The sequence below is a fragment of the Clostridium sp. JN-9 genome, assembly GCF_004103695.1.
Taxonomy (GTDB): domain Bacteria; phylum Bacillota; class Clostridia; order Clostridiales; family Clostridiaceae; genus JN-9.
The window spans coordinates 728,192-754,833 of the sequence record NZ_CP035280.1; the positions used below are offsets into that span (position 1 = coordinate 728,192).

At 30.7% G+C, this 26,642-nt stretch carries 24 protein-coding genes and 1 other annotated feature; of the genes, 17 read left to right on the forward strand and 7 right to left on the reverse strand.

Annotated features, from left to right (window positions below; translation table 11 throughout):
- Positions 1 to 28 precede the first annotated feature (28 nt).
- Positions 29 to 1,267, forward strand: a complete 1,239-nt coding sequence (locus EQM05_RS03525; protein WP_128748755.1) for an ABC transporter substrate-binding protein — start codon at positions 29 to 31, stop codon at positions 1,265 to 1,267.
- Between the two features lie 21 nt (positions 1,268 to 1,288).
- Here the strand turns inward: EQM05_RS03525 and EQM05_RS03530 are convergent, their stop codons facing one another.
- Entirely contained in the window at positions 1,289 to 1,708 is a 420-nt protein-coding gene (locus tag EQM05_RS03530; protein ID WP_128748756.1) for a Fur family transcriptional regulator, read from the reverse strand.
- 336 nt (positions 1,709 to 2,044) lie between these two features.
- Between EQM05_RS03530 and EQM05_RS03535 the strand changes: the two genes are divergently transcribed.
- The 3 genes from EQM05_RS03535 (at position 2,045) to EQM05_RS03545 (ending at position 6,776) form a co-directional block, all read left to right on the forward strand.
- A complete protein-coding gene (locus tag EQM05_RS03535) occupies positions 2,045 to 3,673 on the forward strand; it encodes an IS1182 family transposase (RefSeq protein ID WP_128748757.1) in 1,629 nt (542 codons plus the stop codon).
- 342 nt (positions 3,674 to 4,015) lie between these two features.
- Positions 4,016 to 4,261, forward strand: a binding site (T-box leader).
- Between the two features lie 49 nt (positions 4,262 to 4,310).
- A complete protein-coding gene (gene asnS, locus EQM05_RS03540; RefSeq protein ID WP_128748758.1) occupies positions 4,311 to 5,702 on the forward strand; it encodes an asparagine--tRNA ligase in 1,392 nt (463 codons plus the stop codon).
- Between the two features lie 141 nt (positions 5,703 to 5,843).
- Entirely contained in the window at positions 5,844 to 6,776 is a 933-nt protein-coding gene (locus tag EQM05_RS03545) for a metallophosphoesterase (RefSeq protein ID WP_243108111.1), read from the forward strand.
- A gap of 179 nt (positions 6,777 to 6,955) precedes the next feature.
- Here EQM05_RS03545 and EQM05_RS03550 read toward each other — a convergent pair whose 3' ends face one another.
- Positions 6,956 to 7,537 (reverse strand): flavin reductase family protein, encoded by a 582-nt coding sequence (locus tag EQM05_RS03550; protein WP_128748759.1) that lies wholly within the window; start codon positions 7,535 to 7,537, stop codon positions 6,956 to 6,958.
- A gap of 184 nt (positions 7,538 to 7,721) precedes the next feature.
- Between EQM05_RS03550 and EQM05_RS03555 the strand changes: the two genes are divergently transcribed.
- Positions 7,722 to 8,198 carry a DUF4912 domain-containing protein gene (locus EQM05_RS03555; RefSeq protein WP_164917183.1) on the forward strand — a complete coding sequence of 159 codons (477 nt, stop codon included), beginning with the start codon at positions 7,722 to 7,724 and terminating at the stop codon, positions 8,196 to 8,198.
- Entirely contained in the window at positions 8,188 to 9,792 is a 1,605-nt protein-coding gene (locus tag EQM05_RS03560; protein WP_128748761.1) for a 1,4-alpha-glucan branching protein domain-containing protein, read from the forward strand. Before EQM05_RS03555 ends, EQM05_RS03560 begins: the two co-directional genes overlap by 11 nt.
- A gap of 50 nt (positions 9,793 to 9,842) precedes the next feature.
- On the opposite strand, the gene EQM05_RS03565 is transcribed toward EQM05_RS03560, so the two are convergent.
- Both EQM05_RS03565 and EQM05_RS03570 read right to left on the reverse strand, forming a co-directional pair.
- Positions 9,843 to 11,417, reverse strand: coding sequence for a DEAD/DEAH box helicase (locus EQM05_RS03565; RefSeq protein ID WP_128748762.1), 1,575 nt, complete (start codon positions 11,415 to 11,417; stop codon positions 9,843 to 9,845).
- A gap of 109 nt (positions 11,418 to 11,526) precedes the next feature.
- A complete protein-coding gene (locus tag EQM05_RS03570) occupies positions 11,527 to 12,033 on the reverse strand; it encodes a QueT transporter family protein (RefSeq protein WP_128748763.1) in 507 nt (168 codons plus the stop codon).
- Positions 12,034 to 12,293: 260 nt separating this feature from the next.
- Between EQM05_RS03570 and EQM05_RS03575 the strand changes: the two genes are divergently transcribed.
- From EQM05_RS03575 to EQM05_RS03610, 8 genes are all read left to right on the forward strand, one after another.
- Entirely contained in the window at positions 12,294 to 13,676 is a 1,383-nt protein-coding gene (locus EQM05_RS03575; RefSeq protein ID WP_128748764.1) for a transposase, read from the forward strand.
- Positions 13,677 to 13,789: 113 nt separating this feature from the next.
- Entirely contained in the window at positions 13,790 to 14,002 is a 213-nt protein-coding gene (locus EQM05_RS03580; protein ID WP_128748765.1) for a DUF3006 domain-containing protein, read from the forward strand.
- Between the two features lie 35 nt (positions 14,003 to 14,037).
- Positions 14,038 to 15,267: a pitrilysin family protein gene (locus tag EQM05_RS03585; protein ID WP_128748766.1), complete on the forward strand. Its 1,230-nt coding sequence runs from the start codon at positions 14,038 to 14,040 to the stop codon at positions 15,265 to 15,267.
- Positions 15,268 to 15,289: 22 nt separating this feature from the next.
- Positions 15,290 to 16,111, forward strand: coding sequence for a recombination regulator RecX (gene recX, locus EQM05_RS03590; RefSeq protein ID WP_128748767.1), 822 nt, complete (start codon positions 15,290 to 15,292; stop codon positions 16,109 to 16,111).
- Between the two features lie 13 nt (positions 16,112 to 16,124).
- Positions 16,125 to 17,294 (forward strand): transglutaminase-like domain-containing protein, encoded by a 1,170-nt coding sequence (locus EQM05_RS03595; protein WP_128748768.1) that lies wholly within the window; start codon positions 16,125 to 16,127, stop codon positions 17,292 to 17,294.
- A 78-nt stretch (positions 17,295 to 17,372) separates the two neighbouring features.
- The gene (locus tag EQM05_RS03600; RefSeq protein ID WP_243108112.1) at positions 17,373 to 18,287 is read left to right on the forward strand and encodes a polysaccharide deacetylase family protein; all 915 of its coding nucleotides are present in this window, start codon (positions 17,373 to 17,375) and stop codon (positions 18,285 to 18,287) included.
- Between the two features lie 126 nt (positions 18,288 to 18,413).
- The gene (locus tag EQM05_RS03605) at positions 18,414 to 19,328 is read left to right on the forward strand and encodes an ABC transporter permease (RefSeq protein ID WP_128748770.1); all 915 of its coding nucleotides are present in this window, start codon (positions 18,414 to 18,416) and stop codon (positions 19,326 to 19,328) included.
- Between the two features lie 15 nt (positions 19,329 to 19,343).
- A complete protein-coding gene (locus tag EQM05_RS03610; RefSeq protein ID WP_128748771.1) occupies positions 19,344 to 20,891 on the forward strand; it encodes a hypothetical protein in 1,548 nt (515 codons plus the stop codon).
- Between the two features lie 45 nt (positions 20,892 to 20,936).
- Here the strand turns inward: EQM05_RS03610 and EQM05_RS03615 are convergent, their stop codons facing one another.
- The 3 genes from EQM05_RS03615 to EQM05_RS03625 all read right to left on the reverse strand — a co-directional run bounded on the left by EQM05_RS03615 (position 20,937) and on the right by EQM05_RS03625 (position 22,939).
- Positions 20,937 to 21,287, reverse strand: coding sequence for a tetratricopeptide repeat protein (locus EQM05_RS03615; protein WP_128748772.1), 351 nt, complete (start codon positions 21,285 to 21,287; stop codon positions 20,937 to 20,939).
- 90 nt (positions 21,288 to 21,377) lie between these two features.
- Positions 21,378 to 22,181: an ABC transporter permease gene (locus EQM05_RS03620; protein ID WP_128748773.1), complete on the reverse strand. Its 804-nt coding sequence runs from the start codon at positions 22,179 to 22,181 to the stop codon at positions 21,378 to 21,380.
- The gene (locus tag EQM05_RS03625; protein ID WP_128748774.1) at positions 22,181 to 22,939 is read right to left on the reverse strand and encodes an ABC transporter ATP-binding protein; all 759 of its coding nucleotides are present in this window, start codon (positions 22,937 to 22,939) and stop codon (positions 22,181 to 22,183) included. The genes EQM05_RS03620 and EQM05_RS03625 overlap by 1 nt, the downstream gene beginning before the upstream one ends.
- A 271-nt stretch (positions 22,940 to 23,210) precedes the next feature.
- On the opposite strand from EQM05_RS03625, the gene EQM05_RS03630 reads away from it, so the two are divergent.
- The 3 genes from EQM05_RS03630 to EQM05_RS03640 are packed head-to-tail and all read left to right on the forward strand — an operon-like array spanning position 23,211 to position 26,640.
- On the forward strand, positions 23,211 to 23,525 hold the full coding sequence (locus EQM05_RS03630; protein WP_128748775.1) for a hypothetical protein: 315 nt from the start codon (positions 23,211 to 23,213) through the stop codon (positions 23,523 to 23,525).
- 10 nt (positions 23,526 to 23,535) lie between these two features.
- The gene (locus tag EQM05_RS03635; RefSeq protein ID WP_128748776.1) at positions 23,536 to 24,576 is read left to right on the forward strand and encodes a V-type ATPase subunit; all 1,041 of its coding nucleotides are present in this window, start codon (positions 23,536 to 23,538) and stop codon (positions 24,574 to 24,576) included.
- A 39-nt stretch (positions 24,577 to 24,615) separates the two neighbouring features.
- Positions 24,616 to 26,640, forward strand: coding sequence for a V-type ATPase 116kDa subunit family protein (locus EQM05_RS03640; protein WP_164917184.1), 2,025 nt, complete (start codon positions 24,616 to 24,618; stop codon positions 26,638 to 26,640).
- Positions 26,641 to 26,642 lie beyond the last annotated feature (2 nt).

Sequence of the window (26,642 nt, forward strand, 5' to 3'; positions counted from 1 at the left end):
GCAAATAATATATAGAAGGAGATTGAATATGAAATTTAAAAAAGCAATTGCCTTGTTATTAATCACAACAGCCTGCTTAAATCTTACTTCTTGTAATAGTAATAAAGATAAAGAAAAGCAAAAGGAATTAAATATATATGTTGATGTTAAAGATAAGCACTCAACAAATATTCTTAAAATAATAGTTGAGCAGTTTGAAGAGAAAAACCCTAAGATTAAAGTAAATCTTACAAATGCTCTTGGGAGTAATATAAGTGAAGATATAAATAAAAAGCCGGATAAGATGGATATAATATTTACTTCCAGAAATAATATGATTGAGCTTGCCAGAAAGGGAGTATTATCTGATTTATCACTGCAGTATGATAAGGAAAAAATAAATGAAAAAAACTATACAGTAATAAGCTGCTATGGAAGGTTTAATGATAAATCTTATGGAATACCATTGATTCCATATACTATAGAGGCAGCATGTAATACAAATGAATTATCAAAGCTTAAGATTCCAGTACCCAAAAATGCAAATGAACTCAGCAGTTTGATACATGCAATTAACAGCAAAGGAGTAAGAATACCAGTAATACTAACTGATGAACTGGATATATATGAGGGATTATCATCCATAGTAATAAATAATATGGTGAATGAATCCAAACTTGAAAGCATTTATGACAGCAGCAGCAATGCATATAAAAGTGTTACTGAAATGCAGCAGGCATTTGATACTTTGGATAGTCTTGTCTCAAAGTCAGTTATAAATAAAAATCTGTTTGAGATTGGAAATGAAAGTACATTAAGTAAATTATCCAGAGGAGATATACCGCTGGCAATATTTATATCTTATTATGATTATGCTATCGAAAGCAAAGATGTTGAAGCAATAGATTACCATTATAATTTAACAACTGGAAAGGAAAGCATACCAGTTATTGTAAACGCATTAGCCTGTATGCCTGTAAATATTAAAAATGGACAGGAAGCAAATGATTTTATAAAGTTTATGGAAAGTGATGATGCACAAAAGGCTGTATTGAAAAAGGGATTTATTACGGGAAATAAAAAAGCTAATGAAGCAAATAAGAATGTAATAGGAAAAAGCACTATAAAGCATTTACAGCTTTCCAATGAGAACAGTGTTATTTATCTTGATAATTTACCAAAATCAATTAGGCAGGGTGTTTCTTCTCAAATTAATAATATCATTTCAGGAAGCAGTGAAAAAGGCAGAGAGTGGAACACAATTGTTGATCAGGCATATAAAGAATAAAGGAATGGATATACCATTCCTTTATTCTTTACTATTTTTGCAATCTTCGCATAAGCCATAGAAATATAACTGATTTGCAACTACATCATAATTAGTGTAGTTTTTAACCTTATCATTTAGATCACTAAAGCAAATGCCCTGAATATCGTCTACCTTACCACAATTTAAACATTGAATATGAGGGTGTGGGTACACATTTCCATCATATCTGAAATTTCCTTCGCCAACATTTATTTCCTGAATCAGCTTTACTTCAACAAGAGTTTTTAATGCTTTGTACACTGTAGCTAAACTCATAGTAGGATAATCTTTTTGTAAAGCTTTGTAGATTGTCTCAGCAGAAGGATGTTCAGTTGTAGACTTTAGGTATTTATATACTGCAATACGCTGCGGAGTCAATTTAAGTTTCTTTTCCTTGAAAATTCCTGTAATTGTATCCATAAGCACCATCCTATTAATTGATATAATTAATTATATAATAAGAATTATCTTTTGTCAAAAGAAAATATTAGAAAATGTACATTTTGTTAATAAATTTACACAAATAACATATTATTTTAAGCTTATAATATGAATTCATTTAAAAAAACATTGATTTTTTTAAAAAGTATGATAATATTAATATTGTAAGTGTTAAGAAATTAACAATTGTTCATGTTCATTTCTCAATTTATTTTTTAAGGGGCTGTTGCACTAAAATAATTGGTGCGGCAGCTTTTTTACATAAAAATAAATCTTCCACTCGAAAGAGTGAAAGATTTATAGTAAAATTAACATATGAGAAAATACATTAATTCACACAAAAATTATACTTTATATCGTGGAAATTATCAATTAAAACTTCCATTAAATATTGAGTACATGATTCCCAATAATGATTCAGTGCGTTTGCTAAGTCAATTTGTAGAGGAGATGGATTTAACAGATTTATATTCGACTTATTCCCGAATAAGGGAAAATCAGGCTACGCCACGTCAGATGCTGAAGATTGTACTTTACTCCTATATGAATCATAATTATTCATCAAGAGCAATGGAGCTATCCTGCAAAAGAGATGTAAATTTCATGTACCTTTTAGAAGGTTCACCAGCACCAGATCATTCTACTTTTGCAAGATTTCGTAGTATTCATTTTGCCCCGTGCTCAGAAACAATAATGGCTGAAATGTCAAATTTTCTTTATGAGATTGGAGAAATATCAGGAGATACTATATTTATTGATGGTACAAAGATAGAGGCATGTGCTAACAAGTATACTTTCGTCTGGAAAAAAGCAGTTTCAAAAAACCTGGAGAGATTACTTTCTAAATTAGCTGATTTTGTAGCCGAATGTGAGGAATTGTATGGAATAAAGCTTGTATACGAAAACAAAGTAAAAATGAAACATGTAAAAAAGCTACGCAAAAAGCTTTACGCCTTGAAAAAGGAAGAAAATATTGAATTTGTACATGGATGTGGTAAAAGGAAAACTCCTATTCAACGTTCTATTGAAAAACTTGAGGAATACCTTAGAAAGTTAAAAGAATATACACAGAAAATCCATACCTGCGGTAAACGTAATAGCTATTCCAAGACAGATAAAGATGCAACCTTTATGAGGATGAAAGAGGATGCTATGAAAAATGGTCAGTTAAAACCAGGTTACAATGTTCAGAATGGAGTAGATTCCCAATATATAGTATGGGTTACTGTTTGCGATAAGCCTGGGGACACAACAACATTGATTCCATTTATAAAAAGCATGGAGGATTCCTTGTACTTTAAGTATTTTAAAATTGATGCGGATTCAGGTTACGAGAGTGAAGAAAATTATCTTTATATCAAAGAAAATGGACAGCTATCATATATTAAACCAGCAAATTATGAAATATCAAAAACAAGAAAATATAAACATGATATAAGCAGAATAGAAAACATGGATTATACTGAATTGGGCGATTATTATACTTGCAAAAATAATAAGAAACTAACAGTAAATAAAATAGTAAAAAGGAAAAGTAAGACTGGCTATATAAGTGAAAAAACAATCTATACTTGTGAGGACTGCAGTAACTGTGTTTACAAGAGTAAATGCATAAGAGGACATAACTGTAAAACGCCATTAGAAGAAAGGGTTAAAAATCTTGAGACTTCAAAACTATTCAACATGCTTCGCAAAGAGGATCTTGAAAGAATTATAAGTGATGATGGTTGCGAGTTGAGAATGAATCGAAGTATTCAAGCCGAAGGCTCTTTTGGAGAGATAAAACAGGATATGGGATTTCGTAGATATCTATGCAAAGGTAAAAAGAATGTTTTGGCAGAAAGTATTTTGTTAGCAATGGCACATAATATAAATAAGCTACATAATAAAATTCAGTTAGATAGAACTGAAACGCATCTTTTTCCACTTAAAAAAGGTGCATAATTATCAAACTTTAAAATTTTAAAAACTCTGCAAATCAAAAAAAGCCTTAATATGAAAGGCTTATTAAAGTGCGTCTTTTTTTAATTATCAAGCTCATTGGGGACTAAAATATCATTAAATTTTCTATAAAACACAAAAAAAATGCTGCCGCGTTAGCATATTTTTTTATGCTAATGCGACAGCCCCTTTTTTTTTATGGATTATTAAAAAACATCAGCATTCTAATAATAATTAATTTAAAATGATATGTCAATTTATAAACACAAAAAACACTATAAACATATAAATTTCACATAAAATATTGACATATTATATAGTTAATAATATAATTTTGATTAATAACATACAACTATGATGGGAAGAGTAGATAATGAATGAGTTCACAGAGAGTTGGCTTGTGGTGTAATGCCAATAACGAATCTTTATTGAAGAACATCCCGGAGTTTCTAACCGAAATCACAGATACAGTAGGCTTAGAGGTTTCCAAAACCTTATATTTGGAATAGATTGAACTATAGTTCGATTTATTTTAAGTGGTCATTATGACAATTTGGGTGGTACCGCGAAATTTTACCTTTCGTCCCTTTCTTTGGGATGGAAGGTTTTTATTTTTTATAATTATCAGGGAGGTATAAAAATGGAAAATACATTAGTAAAAGAAATATTCAGAAACAAAGAAAAGTACAGTAACACTAAGGTAAATATTTCAGGGTGGATAAGAACTGTCAGGGCATCTAAGAACTTTGGATTTATAGAGATGAATGATGGTAGTTTCTTTAAAAATGTTCAAATAGTATTTGAAGATAGCCTGGATAACTTTAAGGAAGTATCAAAGCTGCCAATTAGTTCATCCATAAGTGTGCAGGGAACAGTTTCTTTAACTCCTGAGGCTAAGCAGCCCCTCGAAATAAAAGCAGATAAAGTTATTATCGAAGGAATGTCAAATTCTGATTATCCTCTGCAAAAGAAAAGACATAGCTTGGAATACTTAAGAACTATTGCACATTTGAGGCCAAGAAGTAATACATTTTCAGCAGTATTCAGAGTGAGATCATTAGCAGCCTATGCAATTCATAAATTCTTTCAGGAACAGAATTTTGTATATGCACATACTCCAATTATAACCTGCAGCGATGCTGAAGGTGCAGGGGAAATGTTTAAGGTAACTACACTGGATCTTGAAAATTTACCTAAAAATGCAGAAGGAAAAGTTGATTATACAAAGGACTTTTTCTCAAGATCTGCTGGTCTTACTGTGAGTGGACAGCTTTCTGCAGAAACCTTTGCTTTGGCATTTAGGAATGTATATACCTTTGGACCTACATTCAGAGCTGAAGATTCAAATACTTCAAGACATGCAGCTGAGTTTTGGATGATAGAACCAGAAATGGCATTTGCAGATTTGGATTATGATATGGAAGTTGCTGAAGCTATGGTGAAATATATAATAAATTATGTTATGGAAAATGCACCAGAAGAAATGGAATTCTTCAATAACTTCATAGGCAAGGGATTGTTTGAAAAACTTAAAAATGTTGTATCAAATGATTTTGGAAGAATTACATATACAAAAGCAGTTGAAATATTAAAAAACAGCGGAGAGAAATTTGAGTATCCTGTAGAATGGGGTATAGATCTTCAGACAGAACATGAAAGATATTTAACTGAAAAGGTATTTAAGAAACCAATATTTGTAACTGACTATCCTAAGGATATAAAGGCATTTTATATGAGAATGAATGAGGACAATAAAACTGTTGCTGCAGCAGATCTTCTTGTACCTGGTATAGGAGAAATTATTGGGGGAAGTCAAAGGGAAGAAAGACTTGAAAAATTAGAAAAAAGGATGGAAGAACTAGGCCTTAAAAAAGAAGACTACTGGTGGTATTTGGAGCTTAGAAAATATGGTGAAACCAAACATTCAGGTTTTGGACTTGGATTTGAAAGAATGATAATGTACATTACAGGAATGAGCAACATAAGAGATGTAATACCATTCCCAAGAACCACTGGATCAGCTGAGTTCTAAAAATTTGTAAAGAAGATAAGAAGCATGTTTAAAGCATTTCCTTAAATAGGCTTCTTATTTTTTTATTTTTAATGGATTTTATGTAGAATTCTGACCATAATAAATATAAACAATGTTATTCTATACGAGGAGAGTGGCTATATGAAAAAACCGGTATCAGTAATGTGCATTTTAGTAGTTATAACCATTACTTCACTATTTACGTATAAAAAGCACAGTGTGCAAGTGCAGGGAAGCAGTGCTGGTGTTGAAGCATCCACAAAAACAGATTTATCATTTTCTGTATTAGGAGATGTACATGGGAATGTTTATAAATTCAATAAAGCAATTCAGGATTTACACAGTATAAATCCCTCAATGGATGCCATGATATTAAATGGTGACATTGTTGATGAAGGTTTAAACAGTCAATATGATGCGATTTCAAAATGCTTAAATAAAAATAAATCAATTTTGCCAAAGCAGATAATTAAAAATATAGGGAATCATGAATTTTATGAATATGGTAAAGGATATAACAGCAGTGAAAAAAACAATGAATTTGTTAACAGATATCTAAAATTTGCAGGTGAAAATTCAGTTTACCATGATACATGGATAAAAGGATATCATTTTATATCATTGGGTACTGAAGCTTGCAATACAAAGCAGCTGGGGTCAACTAAAGCCTATATTTCAGATAAACAGCAAAAATGGCTAAAGGAAAAACTTCAGGAGAACTATGATCCTGACAGACCTGTATTTGTATTCCTCCATCATCATCTGGTGGGTGAAATTAAATGGTGGATAGGAGTTCAGCAAAGCAGTGAAGTATACAACATATTGAAAGAATATCCTCAGGTTATATTATTTACTTCCCATACTCATCTTCTTCTGCAATCATATAATGAAATTATAAATCAGCCCTTTAAAATAATGAATACAGGTGCTGTATCATTTGGACTGGAGCTTAATAATAAGGGTGGAGTTAATAGAACTGATGACAGCCAGGGACTTTATGTTGAAGTGCAGGGGAATAATGTAGTTATAAGAGGAAGAGATTTCAACACTAAAACCTGGATATCTAAAAATTAACCTTGAACTTCAATTATTATAAGTAGTATTTCAATTATTAGTATAAATAATAAAACCAGTAGTAATTTTCCAAATTTACTCACCACATCGCCCCCATATTATAAATTTATGAGGAGTGGACAAGTAAAATTACCCATATGAAATAAAAGCGAAAGATATTTAAATCCAACGCTTTAAAATTATTTCTTTTTTTTATTTTTCTTTTTTACCGAAAATCCAAAAGATCCAAGAGGATTTTTAGATAGATTATAATATTCTCCATGGTTATAGCATATAAGATTTGCCTTATTAAAACATATTTTACTATTAGAATCCAGCATAGTCTCATCAACTTTAACATTTAAAACTTTAAGTAAAAACAAATGATGGGTTCCAAGTGGAGTTATTGATTTTACCTTACATTCTAAAGCAATAGGCGAAATTTGTAATGACGGAGTAGAAATTTTTACACCTTCATTAAGCTGCAAATTAAAATGCTTTATTTTATCTTCTTTTCTTCCTGAAACAACTCCACAGTAATCAACGATTTTAACCATATTTTTTGTAGGAAGATTAATAACACATTCTTCACTTTCTTTAATAAATTCATAAGAAAGTCTTTCTGGTCTAATACCCATGGCAATAATAGGTTCATTGGTGCAGACTGTGCTCACCCACCCAACTGTAAAGATATTTATTTTATTATTTTTATTTTTTGAAGTAACAAGTACTACAGGAGTGGGATTTAACATTACACTTCCTTTAAAATTTAACTTATTCATAGATGCCTCCTAAATGAAATTTATTTAATATGTTTTTTGCAAAGTATTATTATTTATAAAAATTATTATACAGCATATGATTGCTTATGAACAGAAAACAGTAAATTATACATATGTATAAAGTGACATTAAATCTAAGAAAAGGTATAATATTAATTATAAAGTTTAGAAATGGGGTATGTATATGGAAGATAAAATTACTTTAATGGTTCAAAGTGCACACACCTTATTTTGTTATTTCAATGCTAATACACATAAAAAGGATAAGGTTATGCCAGGCAGTAATTTTAATTTATTTTTAAAGGTCTATTCAGTTGAAAATGGAATAGAAAAAGAAATAAAAACAATAGAAATTAAAGATAATGCAGATAACTGGTATATAAATCTGGATTTGGATGACATGGATGTATTCGTTAGGTTATTAGAAAAAAATTCAGATAATACATATCACACAATTGGTATTTCAAATGTAGTAACAACTCCAAGAAATTATCCATCATCAGATAGGAATGTTTATTATTTAAATATACCTAATAAAATCATGGAGCTTAATACTGATAAGAATATTCATCCTTCATCTGCCGATTTTTTTGACAGCTATTTTTATGAATTAAATAAAAATAATGAAACAGTTACATCATGGGGCAATTATGGAAGATAGCGAAAGGATAAAAGGATACATAGCTATGATACTCCATAGTCATATACCCTTCGTAAGGCATCCTGATATGGAGGATGCACTGGAGGAAAGGTGGCTTTTTCAGGCCATGAGTGAAAGCTACATACCGCTGATACAGGTTTTTGACAGGCTTATACAGGATAAAATAAATTATAAAATAACATTATCCTTAACTCCTCCATTAATGAATATGTTAGAGGACCAATATTTAAATGAAAGATTTATTAAATATTTAGAAAGCAGCATTAAACTTTCCAGAGAAGAAATTGTAAGAACAAAATATAATAAAGAAGAAAATAAGCTGGCTTATTTTTATGAAAAAAGGTTCCAGGAAATATCAAAAACATATTATAAATATAATGGAAATTTAATGAATGCATTTAGAAAGTTTGACAGACTGGGATATATAGAATTTATTACCTCTGCAGCAACACATGGGATTCTGCCTCTTTTAAGTATTCATAAAGAAAGTGTATCAGCTCAGGTAAGACTTGGAGTTGAAACTTACACAGATGAAATGGGTCATGAACCCAATGGAATATGGTTACCGGAGTGTGCATACAGTTACAGCCTGGATTCAATTTTAAAAGAAAACAATTTAAAATATTTTATTACAGAAAGCACAGGTGTGCTTAATGCTTCTCCAAAGCCGTTATATGGTACATTTGCACCTATTATTACCCAAAACGGTGTAATTGCATTAGGACGTGATATAAAATCATCCAGACAGCTATGGAGCAGCACACAGGGGTATCCTGGGGACTATAATTACAGGGAGTTTTACAGGGACATTGGCTACGACCTTCCTATGGAGTATATTGCGCCATATATAAATAGAAATGGAATTAGAATCGATACAGGAATAAAGTATTATAAAATAACATCAAAAACAGAAGAAAAACTTTATTATGACAAAGAAAAAGCTATGGAAAAGGTTAAGGAGCATGTACAGCACTTTATTAATGAGAGAAATAATGAATTTACAAAAATAAAACCACATATGGATGGTATGCCAATTATAACATGTCCATATGATACTGAGTTATTTGGGCATTGGTGGTATGAAGGACCGGAATTTATTGAAAGCTTTTTAAGAAATAGTGTTAAAAAAGAAAATGTATATAAACTTACAACTCCATCTGAATTTATATCAAAATGTAAAAAAATTCAGTGCTGCAGTCCAGATCCATCAAGCTGGGGAGAAAATGGGGATTATTCAGTGTGGCTAAATGCATCAAATAGCTGGATTTATAAAAAAATTCACAGCTGTGCTGATAAAATGATTAATTTATCAAACAAATATACTAATCCAAGCGAAATTGAAGAGAGAGCTTTAAATCAGGCAGCAAGGGAACTATTATTGGCTGAGAGCTCAGACTGGCCATTTATAATAAAAAATAACACTGCTTCTGAATATGCATCCAAAAGGGTCAATTGCCATGTAGAAAGATTTGAGAAAATTTATAATGAAATAATTAATAACACTGTGGATATTAATTGGCTTTTGAATGTTGAAAACATAGATAATATATTTCCAAAAATTAATTTTAGAATATATAAAAGCCAGCGTCTTTAGGCGCTGGCCGGTAATAGAGGCTTACATTATTTGTTCTTTAATCTTTAGCTTTAATCCCTGCTTTTTGCTATTTCAATGCCAACTCTACGTCCATTAATCTTTTTACCTGCACATTTTTTTATTATTAAATCTGCATAACGTTCTGGAATATTTACAAAGGAGAATTTATTTAATATATCTATATCCCCAATTTCTGATTTATTTATTCCGGCATTGTCTGCAAGGAATAATACTAAAGTCTTAGGATTTATATTATCCATTCTTCCGCAGGATAAAAATAATCTCACACTGTCACGCGGCTTTAAAGTCTGCTCCACATATTCATAGCTAACTTCTTTATCAAATAACATTTTCATAAGTGCAGCTGCAACCTCAATAAGATTGAAATCCTCATCCATTTTTGTGGCAATAGGAATGAAGTTTTTATGACTTTCACTGTTAATGACTTCTTTTGTTTCTTCTATGATGTTTTTATATTTTGTTTCAAATATTTCATCAATAGTGGGTACTTCTTTTCTTAGAATTTTACTTCTTGTTGCTTTTTCAATAGCTTTAAGTGACATATATTCTCTTGGAGTTACAAGAGTATAGGCGATACCTTCTTTATTTGCACGGCCTGTTCTTCCTATTCTGTGTACATAGGAGTCTGAGTCCTGAGGAAGATCATAATTAATAACATGAGAGATATCATCCACATCTATTCCTCTTGCAGCAACATCAGTAGCTACAAGAAAATCTAAATTACCTTCTTTAAACTTCCTTAAGGTATTTAATCTTTGACTTTGACCCATGTCACCATGCATACCTTCTACATTGTAGGCTCTGGACTGAAGGTTTTCCACCAGTTCATCAACCCCTTTTTTTGTTTTACAAAATATTATAGCACTTGAAGGTTCATCCACATCCAAAATTCTGCATAAAGCTTCAAATCTGTCCTTATTTTTAATTTCATAGTAGTATTGAGAAATTTTAGATACAGTCATTGAATTCTTTGCAATAATTATATGCTTAACATTCTTCTTTAAGTATTTTGATGCAAGCTTTTTTATTGTATCAGGCATGGTTGCAGAAAATAAAAGGGTTTGTCTTTTATCATTAGTGTTTCTTATAATGTCTTCTATGTCATCAATAAAACCCATGTTAAGCATTTCGTCTGCTTCATCTATAACTAAAAAGTCAATATCTTTTACATTAAGGCTTCCACGATTTAGATGGTCAATGATTCTTCCTGGAGTACCAACTACAATATCAACACCTCTATGAAGTGATTTTATCTGTCTGTCAATGGGCTGCCCTCCATAAATAGGCATACTTTTTACATTTGTAAATTTACTTAATCTGATTAACTCATCATTTATCTGAATTGCCAATTCTCTAGTTGGAGTCAGAATCAATGCATTTATTTTCTTTCCCCTGTTTCTATCCTGTAACATACTTATTACAGGTGCACCAAAAGCCAGAGTTTTTCCTGTACCTGTCTGAGCCTGGCCTATTATGTCAATTCCATTTAATACCTGAGGAATTGCTTCAGCCTGAATTTGTGATGGTTCTTCAAAGCCAAGAGCATCTATTGCCTGTAAAACTTTTTCATTTAAACCTAGATCACTAAAATTAATATTTTCCATAAATCTACCTCTTTCGTTTTTTAATAGTTTTTGATTTTTAAGCATAATTTTATACTTAAATTAAGAAAATTTATCAAAAATTAAAGGCAGTATCCCACTGCCTTTTGTTTCATGCTTTTAAATATTTCATAAGTGCAGAATTCTTTTCAAAAACAGTTAACACTGCCAGACCAATTACATAACATGATACAGCCTCACCAAGACCAATCCACAGCATGGTTATTAATAATGGGTAGTGAAGGGTATAATTTAATACAAATCCAATTACTACAGCATTGATAATAACAGGAGGAAGCGGGGCTAAATACTTTTTAAATTTTATATTGCTTTTACCAATATAATAAGTTATAATGGCAGCTATTAAAGTTGCTAAGGAACCGAAGATTATATCTATTGGACCATTACCTCCAAAGATATTTGCCACTATGCATCCAACAAATAATCCCCAAATTGAATAAGATGAGAAAAAGGGAAGTACTGTTAAAGCTTCAGCAACTCTCACCTGAATTTGTCCATAACTAATAGGTGCTAGTAAAACGGTCAGGGTTGCATAAATAGAGCCTATTAGAGCTGCAAATACGAGATGATTAATTTTTTTTCTTGCTAAATTTTCCATAAATTAGACCTCCATAGTTTTGCTTTAAGACAGGATGGTTACGAACTGTCTTGTGACCATAATGAATAATATTCAATAAAGCCACAATTTAGTTTAAACTATATTTTTTAATAAGTCAAATAAATGTTTATTAATCTTCAATAAGTAATATGAAAATTTCTAAAAATAAGTACTATAATATTTAGCTTTTAAAAATGATTTTAAGATCTTTTATAGAATTATATATATAGACTAATGATAATTAAAAGGAGATAGTTTGTATGTTACAATTAAGCAAAAACGATAAAGATAAGGTGTTGGAAGCTATAAAAGAAGGTAGGATTGATGCTGCTGACGTAAGTTTCCCTAATCTTATAGATACAATAGTATTAAAAATGAAAAATATAGGACTTATAGATAAATTGGCTGAAAGTTTTAAAGATAAAAGAAAACAAAATAAGCATATTCCATTTCATATACTTATTGCGTTAGCAATTACAGCAAAGATGAAACTTAAAACCAGCCTGACAGATGTCGCCTTTGCTGTGACTGATGGTGAGTTATTATCTGAACTAGGATGGAATATGTGGGATACCAATAAAAACCTTGAAGAAGGGTTATTCGCCGAAGGCGTTATGAGAAATTTAATTCAAAAATATGATGCTGAGGAATTTATAGAGTCTTATAACAATTATGTCCAAAATGTAGTTATGCCATCTCTTAACATAGCTCCATCTATACATATTCTTGATTGCACTAAAATACATGTGAATTTAGATAATGTAAATTATGAGAATTCTGAAACTATAAAAGATGATGGAAAGGTGCTTCGTGGTTATAAAATGGGAACATTAAGAGGTCTTATGGATGATTCCGGAATTATAGAAGAGATAGTTTTTGATTCTATAAAGCCTCATGATTTAGAACTTTGTAGAAATATGATTTTAAAAAGTAAATGTTTAAAAGGTGGAGATATTCTCATAAATGACAGGGGATTTATTTCTCGTGATGTTATTAATTTTTTGAAGGTTGAAAAGCAAGTGGATACATATGTACCTGCAAAAAAGAACATGACAATATACCAAGAAGCTGTAAAAATAGCAATCTCCGAAGACAAGTGGCAAAAACACCCTAACAGGAAAAGGAAAACTCAAGAAATACACCTGGTTAAGGATCTAGGTATGATGTGGCAAAGTAATACACCAGATAAAGATGTTGACTTGTGTGCCTGTGTCGTTCATGATAAAAAAGATAATGAATACTATGTATTTTTAACCACAGACACAAATAAAACTGCAAAACAAATAATAAATACTTATGAACTAAGACCAGAAATTGAAGAAGACTATAGACAAATAAAAGACTTTTGGAAATTAGAAGATTTTAAGAGTACAAAATATAATTTTATAACTTTTCATATAGTTATGACACTCATTGGCTACATGTATTTTCAACTATTCAAAAACATGGAGGAGGGAAATAAGTATTCAGGCAAGTCCCTCCCTGTAATTATTAAGAATTATAAAGAAGATAAGCAAAAGTCAGTTATAATATATTCTGGTCAATATTTTGGCGTATTTTCCTTTATTGAATTTATTCAATTGTATGCTGGCTGCTCCGCAGAGGTAAGGAAACTTCTTGATCCAACCTTGGCTTTAGTATAGCAGGGTTGGAGGGCTACGCCCAAATTACGAATTGAAGTTATTAATCTTTAAAAAACATTTATAATCATAATGTATACTTTGAAATACAAAGTAAAAGATGGGGAAGTGATTTTGTGAAATTAATCATTGACAGATTTGAAAATAATTATGCTGTATGCGAAAAAGAAGACAGAACTATGATAAATATAGAAAAATCAAAATTACCTGAAAATGCAAAAGAGGGTGATGTACTTATAATAAAAAATGATAAAATCATTATTGATCATGAAGAAACATCAAAAAGAAAAAAGATTATTGAAAATTTAACAAAGGATATGTGGAAATAAACTTATGTATAAAATGAAAGGAAACGAACTATTTAATGTTTAATGCAAAACAAATTACCTTAAATAATGGTATAAAATTAGTTACAATAAAAAAAGAAACGGAATTAACTGCACTGCATGCTGGCATTAAGATCGGTGCAATATATGAAAAGTTAAATGAGAAGGGAATTTCTCACTTTATGGAGCATATGCTTTTTAAGGGAACCAAAACAAGGTCAAATGAAGCATTGAATAATGAACTTGAGGAAAGGGCTGGGGAATACAATGCATATACGGACTCAAACTGTACTGTATATAGTATTACTTCATTAAAAAGCGAGCTTGAAAGGGATATAGATTTAATATCGGACATGCTTCAGAATGCTGTATTCCCTGAAGATGAAATAGAAAAGGAAAGAGGGGTAATTTTAGCTGAAATCAGGAGCGGACGGGATGATATTGAAGAGTACAGCTATGACAAGGTTCATGAAACAGCCTTTACCAACAGCCCTTTAAAATATAATACAATAGGTGATGAACAGGTTGTTAAAGCAATTGATAGGCAGCAATTACTGAGTTATTATAAAAAATACTATGTACCAAATAATTGTTTTATTACAATTGTATCTCCATATGAACATGAAGATGTGGTTAGAATTGTAGAAAAGTATTTTGGACACTGGAAACCTGTAGATTTTACCAGAGAAAATGTAATAATTGAAAAAAACATTCCTATAATTAAAACAAGCTATAAGGAAAATATAGAGCAGTGCACTATTTTGTATCTATATACATTTTATGATTTAAGTAAGGATGATGAACTGGCTTTAAAAATTTTAAACCATAAGTTTGGTGAAAGTTCTAATTCAATACTATTTAGGGAGATAAGGGAAAAAAGAGGCTTAGCCTATGATATTTATACTGATTTAGACCTTACAAATGATGTGAAGACTTTGATTATTTATACTGCAGTTGGCAAAGATGATATAAAGGAGACCATGGAGGCTATTAACTGGTGTATAAAGGGTATAAAAGATGGAACCATTAAATTTGATGAAAATACTATTGACCTTATGAAAAAGGTTTTAAAAACTGCTGTGGCATTTACCATTGAAGATGCTACAGATTTAGGAAATTATGTACTTCATCAGACTATTGATGGAGATGATATATTTCAGTTTATAAAAGATATGGACAACTTAGAAAATATTAAGGATAAAAATATGTATGATGTGGCCAGAAGGGTGTTTAATAATCCAACTATACATATATTAAAAAATCAATAAAGTTATATAAAAAGGTGAGTTAATGAAAATTACAAATATAGAAGTTCAAAAAAATAATAAGGACAGAGTTAACATTTACATTGATAATGAATATTCCACTTCATGCAGTATGGAGGTAGTATATTCAAATAGCCTGAAAAAGAATACAGAAATTGATATTAATGAACTAGCTTCTATAATTGATGCAGATGAATATATAAGGGCTAAGAATACAGCCCTTAGGATCATTGAAAAATCCTATAAATCTGAAAAGGAAGTAATGGATAAACTAAGAACTAAGGGCTACAGTGAAAATATAATTAAGAAGGCAATGGATTTTTTAAGGGAATATTCTTTTGTTGATGATGAGAAATATGCAGCTCTATATATAAAGGAAAAATGTGCAAGCACCAGTAAAAAAAAGATAAAATACCTATTAATCAGAAAAGGTATAAAAGCTGAGCTCATAGATGAAAAATTGTCATACATTCATAGTGGTATAGAAGAAAATACTGCTTTTAAACTTGGTGAAAAAAAGTATAAATCCATCTGCAGCAGCTGTACTGATAGTAAAAAAGCCTATAGTAAACTGGGTGCTTACTTATACGGATGCGGCTTTGGCAGTGAAGTGGTAAAAGAAGCAATAAAAAAAATATATAATGCAGATGATTTTAAAAAGGCATCAGTAACTGATGATAGTAATAAGCTTGAAGAAATTAAGAAGCTGGCAGAAAAAAGATATAATGTTATTTCAAAATCAGAAAGTGATTCGGTAAAGTTATATAGAAAATTAGCAGAATATCTGCTTAGACGCGGGTATTCATTTGAAGATATAAAGACTGTTTTAAAACAAATGGAAATTTAAGGTGGTGGAGGAAATGAAGCTTAATCCAGTAACTGCAGCTTTATTAGTAGTGTTTCTTTATCCTATGTTAAAAGGCTTTTTGTTTGCATTTTCCTCACATAGCTTAAAACTTGACATACAGGATGTTAATAAAAATGTTTCTTTTGTAATATCACTTTTTGCAGGGACATATTTTGGAAAAAATATTTTTATACAACATGAGAGAGGTATTTACAGGCAGATTTACAATGCAATACCTGACAATATAGCTGCATATATAAACAGCAATAAGTATATAATTTATTTTATTATAATTCCAATGCTTATTTATGTAATATACAATATTGTTTATTATATACTGGAAATTTTAAATAATTTAACTTTTTATCCTTTGCTCGATGGAATTGAAGATTCCCTTAGGGATAAAAGCAAAATATTTAAAAGAGTTGCCGGAAGTTTATTTCAATTTCCAAAGTCAGTAAGCTATATATTGATTCTATCATTTTTATTCAACTTTATTTCTATTTTTAAGATTAACAATAAGTTTAATCAGTATGCTGAAGCATCTGTTCCATATAAAACAATATGTAAGGAAATAATTATACCAGTAACTAACTCTAAAATCGCAAAACAGCTTCCTAATATATTAAACAATTCCTTTAAAATTGTAGTAAGGGAAAACAACCCGGGAAATGGTGATCAGACTATCCCTTCAAACAAGGCCATTGTTTACTATAATGGAGTTACACTGGATGAAGGAGTCCGTTCTAATGCATCTATAGATTCACTGGCAAGAAGGCTTGGAAATAACAGCGATACTACAAGAGGAAAGGCTAAATTAATTTACAACTGGATAGGCAGCAATATAGACTACGATTATAATAAGGCAGACAGGGTTTTACAAAATGACTTTAATGTACAATCTGGTGCCATTCCAACCTTTAACAGCGGTAAAGGTATATGTTTTGATTATTCCTGTTTATATGTAGCCATGAGCAGAGCAGATAATATTAAGGTAAGGCTCATAACAGGTGAAGGATTTAATGGTGTAAGCTGGGTAAGCCATGCATGGAATCAGGTATACATTCCTGAAGAGTCAAGATGGATTAATGTTGATACAACTTTTTATAAAGGAGGGAACTATTTCGACAATAAGCGATTTGATTTAGACCATAGGGATGCAAAAATTGCCGGGCAGTGGTAAAAGTAAATATTTAGTAACCTTTTTAGCCTGTAGGGATACTATAATATAAATATACAACAGGTTTGGGGGATGAGATCATTGAAAAGAGTAAAGAGAAAAAGAAGAATTTATAGAAGAAGAGTTATTTTCCTAGGTTTTATGGTATTAATTTTTATTATAGGTTTTTTTATAGGAGGAGGAATAGTAAAATATAAGGATAATTCAGCTGCAAAAGCTGCTGCTAGTGCAAAACGTACTAGTTCCGCTGAAGAGAAAGATGATAATATTAAAGCCAGTTCACTTGACAAAAAAAACCAGAGTAAGCTTGCGGATGCTAAAAAAACATCTACTGATTATGAAGCCAAAAGAGAAACTGAGGTACATGGATCTGACAGTATGGTTAACTTTAATCCATATAATCCTGATGGGCATAAAGTTGCATATTTAACATTTGATGATGGACCATCCAGAGATATTACCCCAAGTGTTCTGCAGATATTAGATAAATATAATATAAAAGCTACATTTTTCGTTGTTGGGGTTATGGCAGAACAGAATAAAGATCTTTTAATAAGAGAAAAGAATAATGGACACTCAATAGGGAATCATACATACAGTCATAATTATAAATATATCTATGCTTCACCAGGAAACTTAATAGCTGACTTAGATAAGAATAATTCTGTGATGAAAGGCATTTTGGGAAATGATTTTGATACAAAACTCATCAGATTCCCAGGAGGATCCTTTGGCAGCAGACTTCAGCCATTTAGAAATGCTGTGAAAGCTAAAGGATATTATTATGTTGATTGGAATGCATTAAATGGTGATGCAGAAGCTGTAAGTGTCCCCCAGGATAAATTAGTTACAAATTTAAGACAGACATCAGCAGGAAAACAGCATATAGTAGTATTGATGCATGACGCTCCTGGGAAACATACAACTATTGAAGCGCTGCCTCAGATAATTGAATATTTAAAATCTCAGGGATATACTTTTAGAACTCTGAGATAAAAATAAATGACAGGTAATAACTATTTTTGTTACCTGTCATTTATTTTATTTATTATCTGAATATCTTTTACTAATGTTTGTAAATGATGTATAATTATGATATTAAGTCTGCTGTAGAGGTGTGATATGAAACTTGATAAAGATAAATTTAAAATACAGGGCATTGATATAAATCATGTAGATGATCCAATTGATATTCCTAATATTTCCTACACTGATAGCGTGATTATAAAATTAAAAAGCAATAAAGCTGCTATTTGTGTTTTAATAATATTTATAGTGGTATTAGCTGTAGTTTATATAGGACCTAAAGTAAGTAGATATGGATATAATACCACAAATGTTATGCTGAGAAATACGGCACCTTCAAAACTTCATATATTCGGAACAGATGAATACGGTAGAGATATTTTTACAAGAGTGTGTGTTGCAGTAAAAGTATCCCTTCTCATTGGAATAATTGTGGCAGCTTTTAATGTAATAATTGGTACAACCTATGGTGCCATTTGTGTTTATTATGGAGGCCTGGTAGATGATATTATAATGCGCATTGTGGAAATCGTAGCCAACATACCAAATTTACTACTGATAGTTTTATTATCACTGTTTCTTCAGCCTGGAATAATAACCATAATAGCATCTATGTGCATTATAGGCTGGTGTAATGTGACACGGATAATCAGGGGACAGCTCTTACCAATAAAAGAGCAGGAATACATTTTGGCTTCGGAGGCTTTAGGAGCAGAAGCATCCAGAATAATAGTAAAACATATGCTGATTAATGCGATACCTACAATTATAGTTACATTTTCATTAGAGATACCAAATGTGATTTTAAATGAATCAATATTAAGTTATATAGGTATGGGAGTTCAACCTCCTAATTTAAGCATAGGAACAATTGCAAGAGATTATATAGGCATGTCTATGTTTCACCCATATCAAATGATTTTGCCTTCATTAGTTATTATAATTTTACTAATAAGCTTGAATGTGCTGGGGGATTGTTTAAGAGATGCACTGGATCCAAGGATCCTTTAGAATGGGGTGGTATTAGTGAAAAAAAATGTTTTCATGGTAATCTGCATTTTAATTGTTGTCATATTGTTTTCATTTCATACTTATATAAACATAAATAATAGAATAAAACCACCTTCAGATAAATGGTCCAAAGAAGTTCTTATAACAGAAAGCAATATTACAACTCCTCCTAAAATAATTAAATATAAAAATAATTATTTAATGGCATATAATAATGGCAGCAATGTAGAGATAAGAGAGACAAATGACTTAGGAATTACAAAAAAAGTTACTGAAATAAAATCGCAATATAAAAATATAAATAATCTATGCTTAATAACAGATGGAGATAATGTCTATGTGAGCTGGCTTAATTATACAAGCAATAGCGTAAAAGCATTTTTTGTTAAGCTGAATAATCAATTAAACATTATTGATAAATCAGAAGACGATAGTATCAAGGAAATAATTCAAATAGGAAGTTCCTATTTTGCATGGATTGGTGACAACGTAATCAACATATATGATGCTTATTTGAACAAAAATTACAAACTTAATGTTAGGGAGCCATCAATGCTGGCTGGAACTATGGCTAAGGACAAAGCTGTGCTTACCTATGTGGATTTGAATAACAAAGTATATTGCTTAAATATTAATTCCAACGGAATAACTAAACCTATAAAAGCTGCAGCCATAGAGGGAATGTCCAGAATATCATTTTATAGTGCTGCATTGGTTACAGATGAAAAGTCTGGGTATTTAATTATAGGATACAGCTATGAAAACATACAAGGAAACAACAGAATGGTAAAGTTTAATTTAGACGGCAGCGGTTATTCTACCAAAGAGCTAAGACAATTTACAGCGCTAAACACAGTTCCGGGGGAGATACCTGATAAGCCGGTTTTTATGTCAAATGTGCAGACTCTTTTTAGAAATAAATATCTGCATGAAGACATTATGGAATATATGATAAAAGATTCTCAACTTGTGGAGAGTAATCTGGTATCAAGAACAAATGAGGCCACAATATACCCGGCAGTCTGCGGTGATACAGCTTTATTCTGTGACAGCTATCAGCCAGACAGATACAAGTTATATATGACTTCCACAAGAGAAAATTTTAAGAAGGAATACAATGGAATAAAAAAAGGTGAAATTATTCAGGCATTAAATGATACTTTTCAAAGCTTCGTATATAGCGTATTTGATATTATTGTATATGGTTCTCTCTGGATACTTCCAACAATCTGCATTGTAAGTATAATAAGTTTATTTGAATTTAGGTTAAAACTGAACAAGAGAAAAATTATTTATATTATCGGTTATTTAATTGCAGTACTTATTAAGATTTTTGTGGTTTACGCAGTTTCATTTAGAAAGTATTCTTACGTTATTCCAAAGTGGTTTAAGCCCATAGAAGGTATTATAATTGCCTTAATAATAAGTATATTATGTATTTCTTATGGATTTAAGAAATACACTGATGATACCAGTTCTAATGTGCTTGTATTTAGTTTATCAAAGATTTTAATTATAGATACTATTCTGACACAAATGGTATTTATACCTTTTATGATTTAATAAAAAATCACCAGCCTGCTGGTGATTTTTTACTTATTCCATATTTTATTTCTTTATCTTTTTTATAATGAGGTTAATTGCTTTTTCACAGTCACTATCATGATTATCCAAAGACCAGGCCATATTAAAATAAATCAATGCTTTTTTAAAGTTTTCCAGCATTGTATAACTATATCCTAAATTAAAAAAGTATTTGCTCTCCATTTTTTTTGATATAGCCAATTTTAATAATGGAATAGCTTTCTCGTATTCTTTCAGCTTTATATAACACACTGATGCATTATAAAGTGAAGATGGTTCATTGTCATTGTTAATTACAGCTAAATTATACATATCAATTGCTTTTCTGTAATCTTTAACATTATACAGGTCATTAGCTTTGTCAAAATAGTTCATGTGCAACCTCCTTGGTATATATATTCTAATATATTCTTATTACTTTTTAAATATTACACATAAAGTACTGTCCAGTTTATGCTTTTATATTCAGTTTTTATAACTATATTTAATTATTTTTTCTAAAAATGCCACACCTTCATACATTAAATAAGCAAGTATAGATAAAATTATTATGCTGAACATAACCATATCCAGCTGAGAAATCTGACCTCCGAAAATTATCAGGAAACCCAGACCCTCCTTGGCAACCAGGAATTCACCCATTATAACACCTACCCAGGACAATCCCACATTGATTTTAAGTGCAGACATAAAAGTAGGTATTGATGCAGGCAGAATTAAATTCGTAAGGATTTGAATTTTTTTGGCGCCAAAAGTTTTTAATAATTTAATTTTATCCTCATCTACTTCATTAAAGCCATTGAGAACTGATATTATAGTGACAACAACTGATATTAAAAGAGCTATAACAATTATTGCAGTTATACCATTACCAACCCAGAATATAATAATAGGTGCTAATGCAACTTTTGGAAGTGCATTTAAAACTACTAAATATGGTTCCAGAACTTTGTTTAAAAAATCTGACCACCATAGTAATACAGCTATTAATGTACCAAGTAATGTACCTAGGACAAATCCAATAATGGTTTCATAACATGTTATGAAAATGTGCCTGAATAAAGTACCTTCATTGTAGACTTTCACTAAGCTTTTAACCATTCTGCTTGGGGTACTTGTAAGAAAGGGATCTATAATTTTTAAGTCTCCAAGAAGTTCCCATAGAGCAAAGAAAACTATCAGAATCAGTATTCTGACAAATACTATTTTCCTTTTTCTTGACCTTACATTTTTTAAATATTTATTATGTTCCTCAAATTCATTTATCACTAATTATTCAACTCCTTCCATATATCGTTAAAGTAGTCTTTGAATTCCTTAGCTTTTCTGGATTTTAATGGAGAGTTATACTGCTCTGAAAAAGTAATATCAAATATTTTACTTATATGAGAAGGACGCCTTGTAAGAACGATTACTCTGTTGGACATACTGATTGCCTCTGAAATATCATGTGTTACCATTATAACTGTCTTTTTTTCTTTTTTTATAATATTAAATATCTCATCGCTTATATTAAGTCTTGTCTGGTAATCCAGGGCAGAAAAAGGTTCATCTAAAAGCAGTACCTCAGGGTTTAATGCCAAAGTTCGAATTAGTGCAACCTTCTGCCTCATGCCCCCTGATAATTCATTAGGATAATGACTTATAAAGTCTGAAAGGCCATAGGATTTAAGCATTTCTGTAACTTTTCCTTTTGTTTCATCATTTATTTTATGTTGAATTTTAAGGCCTAAAAGCACATTATCCAATACGCTAAGCCAGTCAAATAACTGATCTTTTTGAAACATATAGCCTATTTTTGGAGAAAAGCTGGTGCTTAATTCCTGATCTATATACACTTCACCATGGGAAGGCTTAAGAAGTCCTGCAATTATGTTCAAAAGAGTGGATTTACCACAGCCTGAAGGGCCTACAATGCTTAAAAATTCACCATCCTCAACATTAAAAGTGATATTCTCAATTGCAGTGGTTAAATTATCTATTGAATGGTAGTTCATAACAATATTATTTACTGCCACTTTATTCATAAAAATCATCTCCTAGGATTTATATTTTAGTATATGAAAGTAAATAATATAGTGTTAAAAGTATTTCATCCAGCATATAACATATGTGTACTGAATATTACAAATAACATTGTTTATTGTTACAATCTAGAGTAAAATGGCTTTTCTTCTGGTTTATAATCAGTTTTGTTGATTTATCTTTGAAAAACTATGTAATTTGCAATTTTTAAAATATATTAAAAAGTTGTAATATTTATATTATATAGTTTAGTGATTAAGGAGGGTAGGTTGTATGGAGTATACAATTAAGAAAATTATATCCATTGATAAAGATGCAGAAAATTATAGAAAATCGCTAAATCAGAGACTTACCAATGAAAAAAAGGATTTAGAGAATACCCTGGCGGATATGAGGAATGATTCTAAAAAAAATTTAGAAAAATTAAAGAAGGAAGTAATAGAAAAGAAATTAGGTGAATCAGATAAAATGGCAGAGCAGATTAGAAATGAAAAGGCTATAGAAATGGAGAATATAAATAAAAAAATCAATGACATAAAGGGAAAAATAATAAGTGATACCATGAATAATATACTAAGCTCCAGATAGGAGGGATACCTTGGGAAGCGTTGTAAAGTTTGCTGCAGTAAATACAAAGATAAAATCACTGGAGGGGAAGTTCTTAACTTCAGAGCAGTATACTAAATTACTCCAGTGTAAAAGCTATGGTGAAGCATTAAGATTTCTAAAAGAAGAAACAAGCTATGGCGAAGCTTTGAAGCCATATAATGTATCAGAAATAAACAGAGGAAAGCTTGAAATAATATTAAAAAAATATTATGTAAAGAAATTTGGAACTCTTAGGCACTATTTCGATGGTGACTATATGAAATTGTTTAATATACTTTTTATGAGATATGAAATTGAAGATCTAAAGGTAATATTAAGAGGGAAATATATTGAAAATGATAAGGAACAGATATATTCTCTTATAACCTATGAGAGCCCGCTAAATTATATTAACTATGACAATCTGATAAATGCTAAAAATATTGAGGATTTAGTGGATAAGCTAGCTGATACAAAATATTATAAATATATGAAACCTTTAGTCCAAAGTGTTGATAAAGAAGGATTATTCAGAATGGAAACTTCACTGGATTTTTCATATTTCTCTACATTTAGAAAGTTTGTTAAAAGAATTAACAAAGAAGACAGAGAAATACTTAAAAGAGTAAATGGCATTTACTGTGATCTGCTGAATATACAGTGGATTGTAAGGGGAAGGAAATATTACAATTTAATTCCGGAAGTGCTTTTTAACTACACCATTCATGACGGTAAATACTTAAATAAAGAAGAAATAAAACAATTATGTTATGCCAAGACTAATGAAGAGTTTTTTGAAATTATAAAAGGAACTCCTTATAGAAAAGTATTTAATACAGAAGAAGATTGCCTGACAGAAAGAAAAATGCTCACATATTTAAGAGATGATCTTAATAAGCTGAGAATAAGAGGTGAAATGAATATTTCCTGTTTAATTGCATATTTGGAATTATTTCAAATTGAAATACGGGACTTAATTTCCATAGTGGAAAACAAGAGATATAATATAAATTTTGATGAAGCAGTAAAACATTTGACAGTTACTATTTAGATGGCTGGGGGAACCCCATATGTATTGCGAGGTGGTTATGTGTCAATAGAAAGAATGCTCATGGTAGATATGGTGGGGCACATTGATGATTTGGATATTATGGCTAAGAAAGTTGTAATTTCAGGATGCCTTCACCCTGTAAGTGCACTTCAGGAAATTGAAGCCACAAACTTTACTATATCTACTACGGAGAATAATTTAGATGCTTTAGTGGATGTATGCTATATAAGACCATATGTTGAAGAAAAAGACTATACAGCATTAAGCAGCACACTAAAAATAATAAAAAGCAGCAGTTATAATTTTAACAAGGGTGTAAGTACAGATGAGCTCATATTAGATAACGATGAATTAGAAAAAGATATTAATGAAGTTGGAAGTTCCGTAATAAATCTTCATGATGCCTTAAATGCTAAAACAGCTGAAAAAAATGATACAGAAAAGTATATTGAATATTTTAGTTACTTAAGCAGATTAGATTTTCCAATTGATGAATTCATCAATCTTAAAAATTTCAATTTTAGTATATACAGGGTATCAAAGGAAAACATGGTAAAGATTAAGGAGAATTATGAAAATATCCCTTCCATTATATATAAAATATATGAAGAAAACGAATGTAATATAATAATGGCATTTACTCCAGTATTATTAAAAGCAGAGGCAGATAGAATATTCAGATCTCTGAATTGTGAGGTACTGGACATTGACAGTGATTTTAAGGGAACTCCAAAATCCATAGTCAGCAATTTAAAGGAAAAGCTTATAGATATCAATAAAGAAATATCCAGCTTAAATGAAAAATTAGATTCTTTGGAAAAAGAAAATATGAAGAAAATAAAAATTCTTGATAAGAGCCTGGAACTTGAGCTGAAAGCATCAGAAATAAAATCAAATATGGCATGTACAAATGAATTTTTTTATCTTTGCGGATGGATACCGGAAGATACATTGCAGAGGTTTAAAGACAGTCTTGGAGAAATTGCAGACAGGACTATAATAATTGAAAAAAGTGTAGATGAAATTCAAGATAAAAGTATGGTGCCTCCAACAAAAATGAAAAATAATGCTTTGGTCAGGCCTTTTGAATCAATGGTTGGAATGTATGGTATTCCATCCTATAATGAACTTGATCCAACTACATTTTTAGGTATAAGCTATATGATTATGTTTGGAGCAATGTTTGGAGATCTTGGACAAGGACTTGTTTTTGTAATTGCAGGGCTTTTATTGAAGTATAAAGGAAGAAGGCCTAATTTTGGAGGGGTACTTTCAAGGCTTGGTGTAGCATCAAGTTTCTTTGGAGTTATGTATGGAAGCTTCTTTGGATTTGAAAATGTGATACCAGCTCTTGTGGTAAGGCCAATGGAAGATATTAAGGATATGCTTCTTTATGCAGTAGCCTTTGGCTGCGGCCTTTTAATAATTGGTTACATTTACAACTTAATAAATAGCGCAAAGAGAAAAGACATTGAAAATGGAGTGTTTGGTAAAAATGGACTGGCAGGCTTAATATTTTATGTGTCTGCGCTTATTTTTACTATAACTAAAGTCATGGGCATTAACACAATGCCAAACTCAGTTTGGATTACAATTTTCATTGTTCTTCTAGCTTTAATATTGCTTAAAGAGCCATTAACAAATATTATTCTGAAAAAAGAACCATTATATTCTGAAAGTAAACAGGATTATTTTATTGAGGAAGGTTTTGGAGTTATAGAAACTTTGCTCAGTATGTTTTCAAACACTGTGTCTTTTATAAGAGTTGGTGCATTTGCTCTTAACCATGTGGGATTGTTCGTGGCTTTTGCAGCACTGGCAAATATGATGAGTAACAGTGCTGGAAGCGCATTTATGTATGTGCTTGGTAATTTAATAATTATTGGGCTTGAGGGTCTGATAGTATTTATACAAGGGTTAAGGTTAGAGTACTACGAGTTGTTCAGCAAATATTATGAAGGAGCTGGAGTAGCATTTAATCCTGTAAAGCTGTTTGACGAAACTTCCGATGTGGAAGTAAAAGTTTATAAAAAAATTATTACAAGTAAATTAGTAAACGAATAATA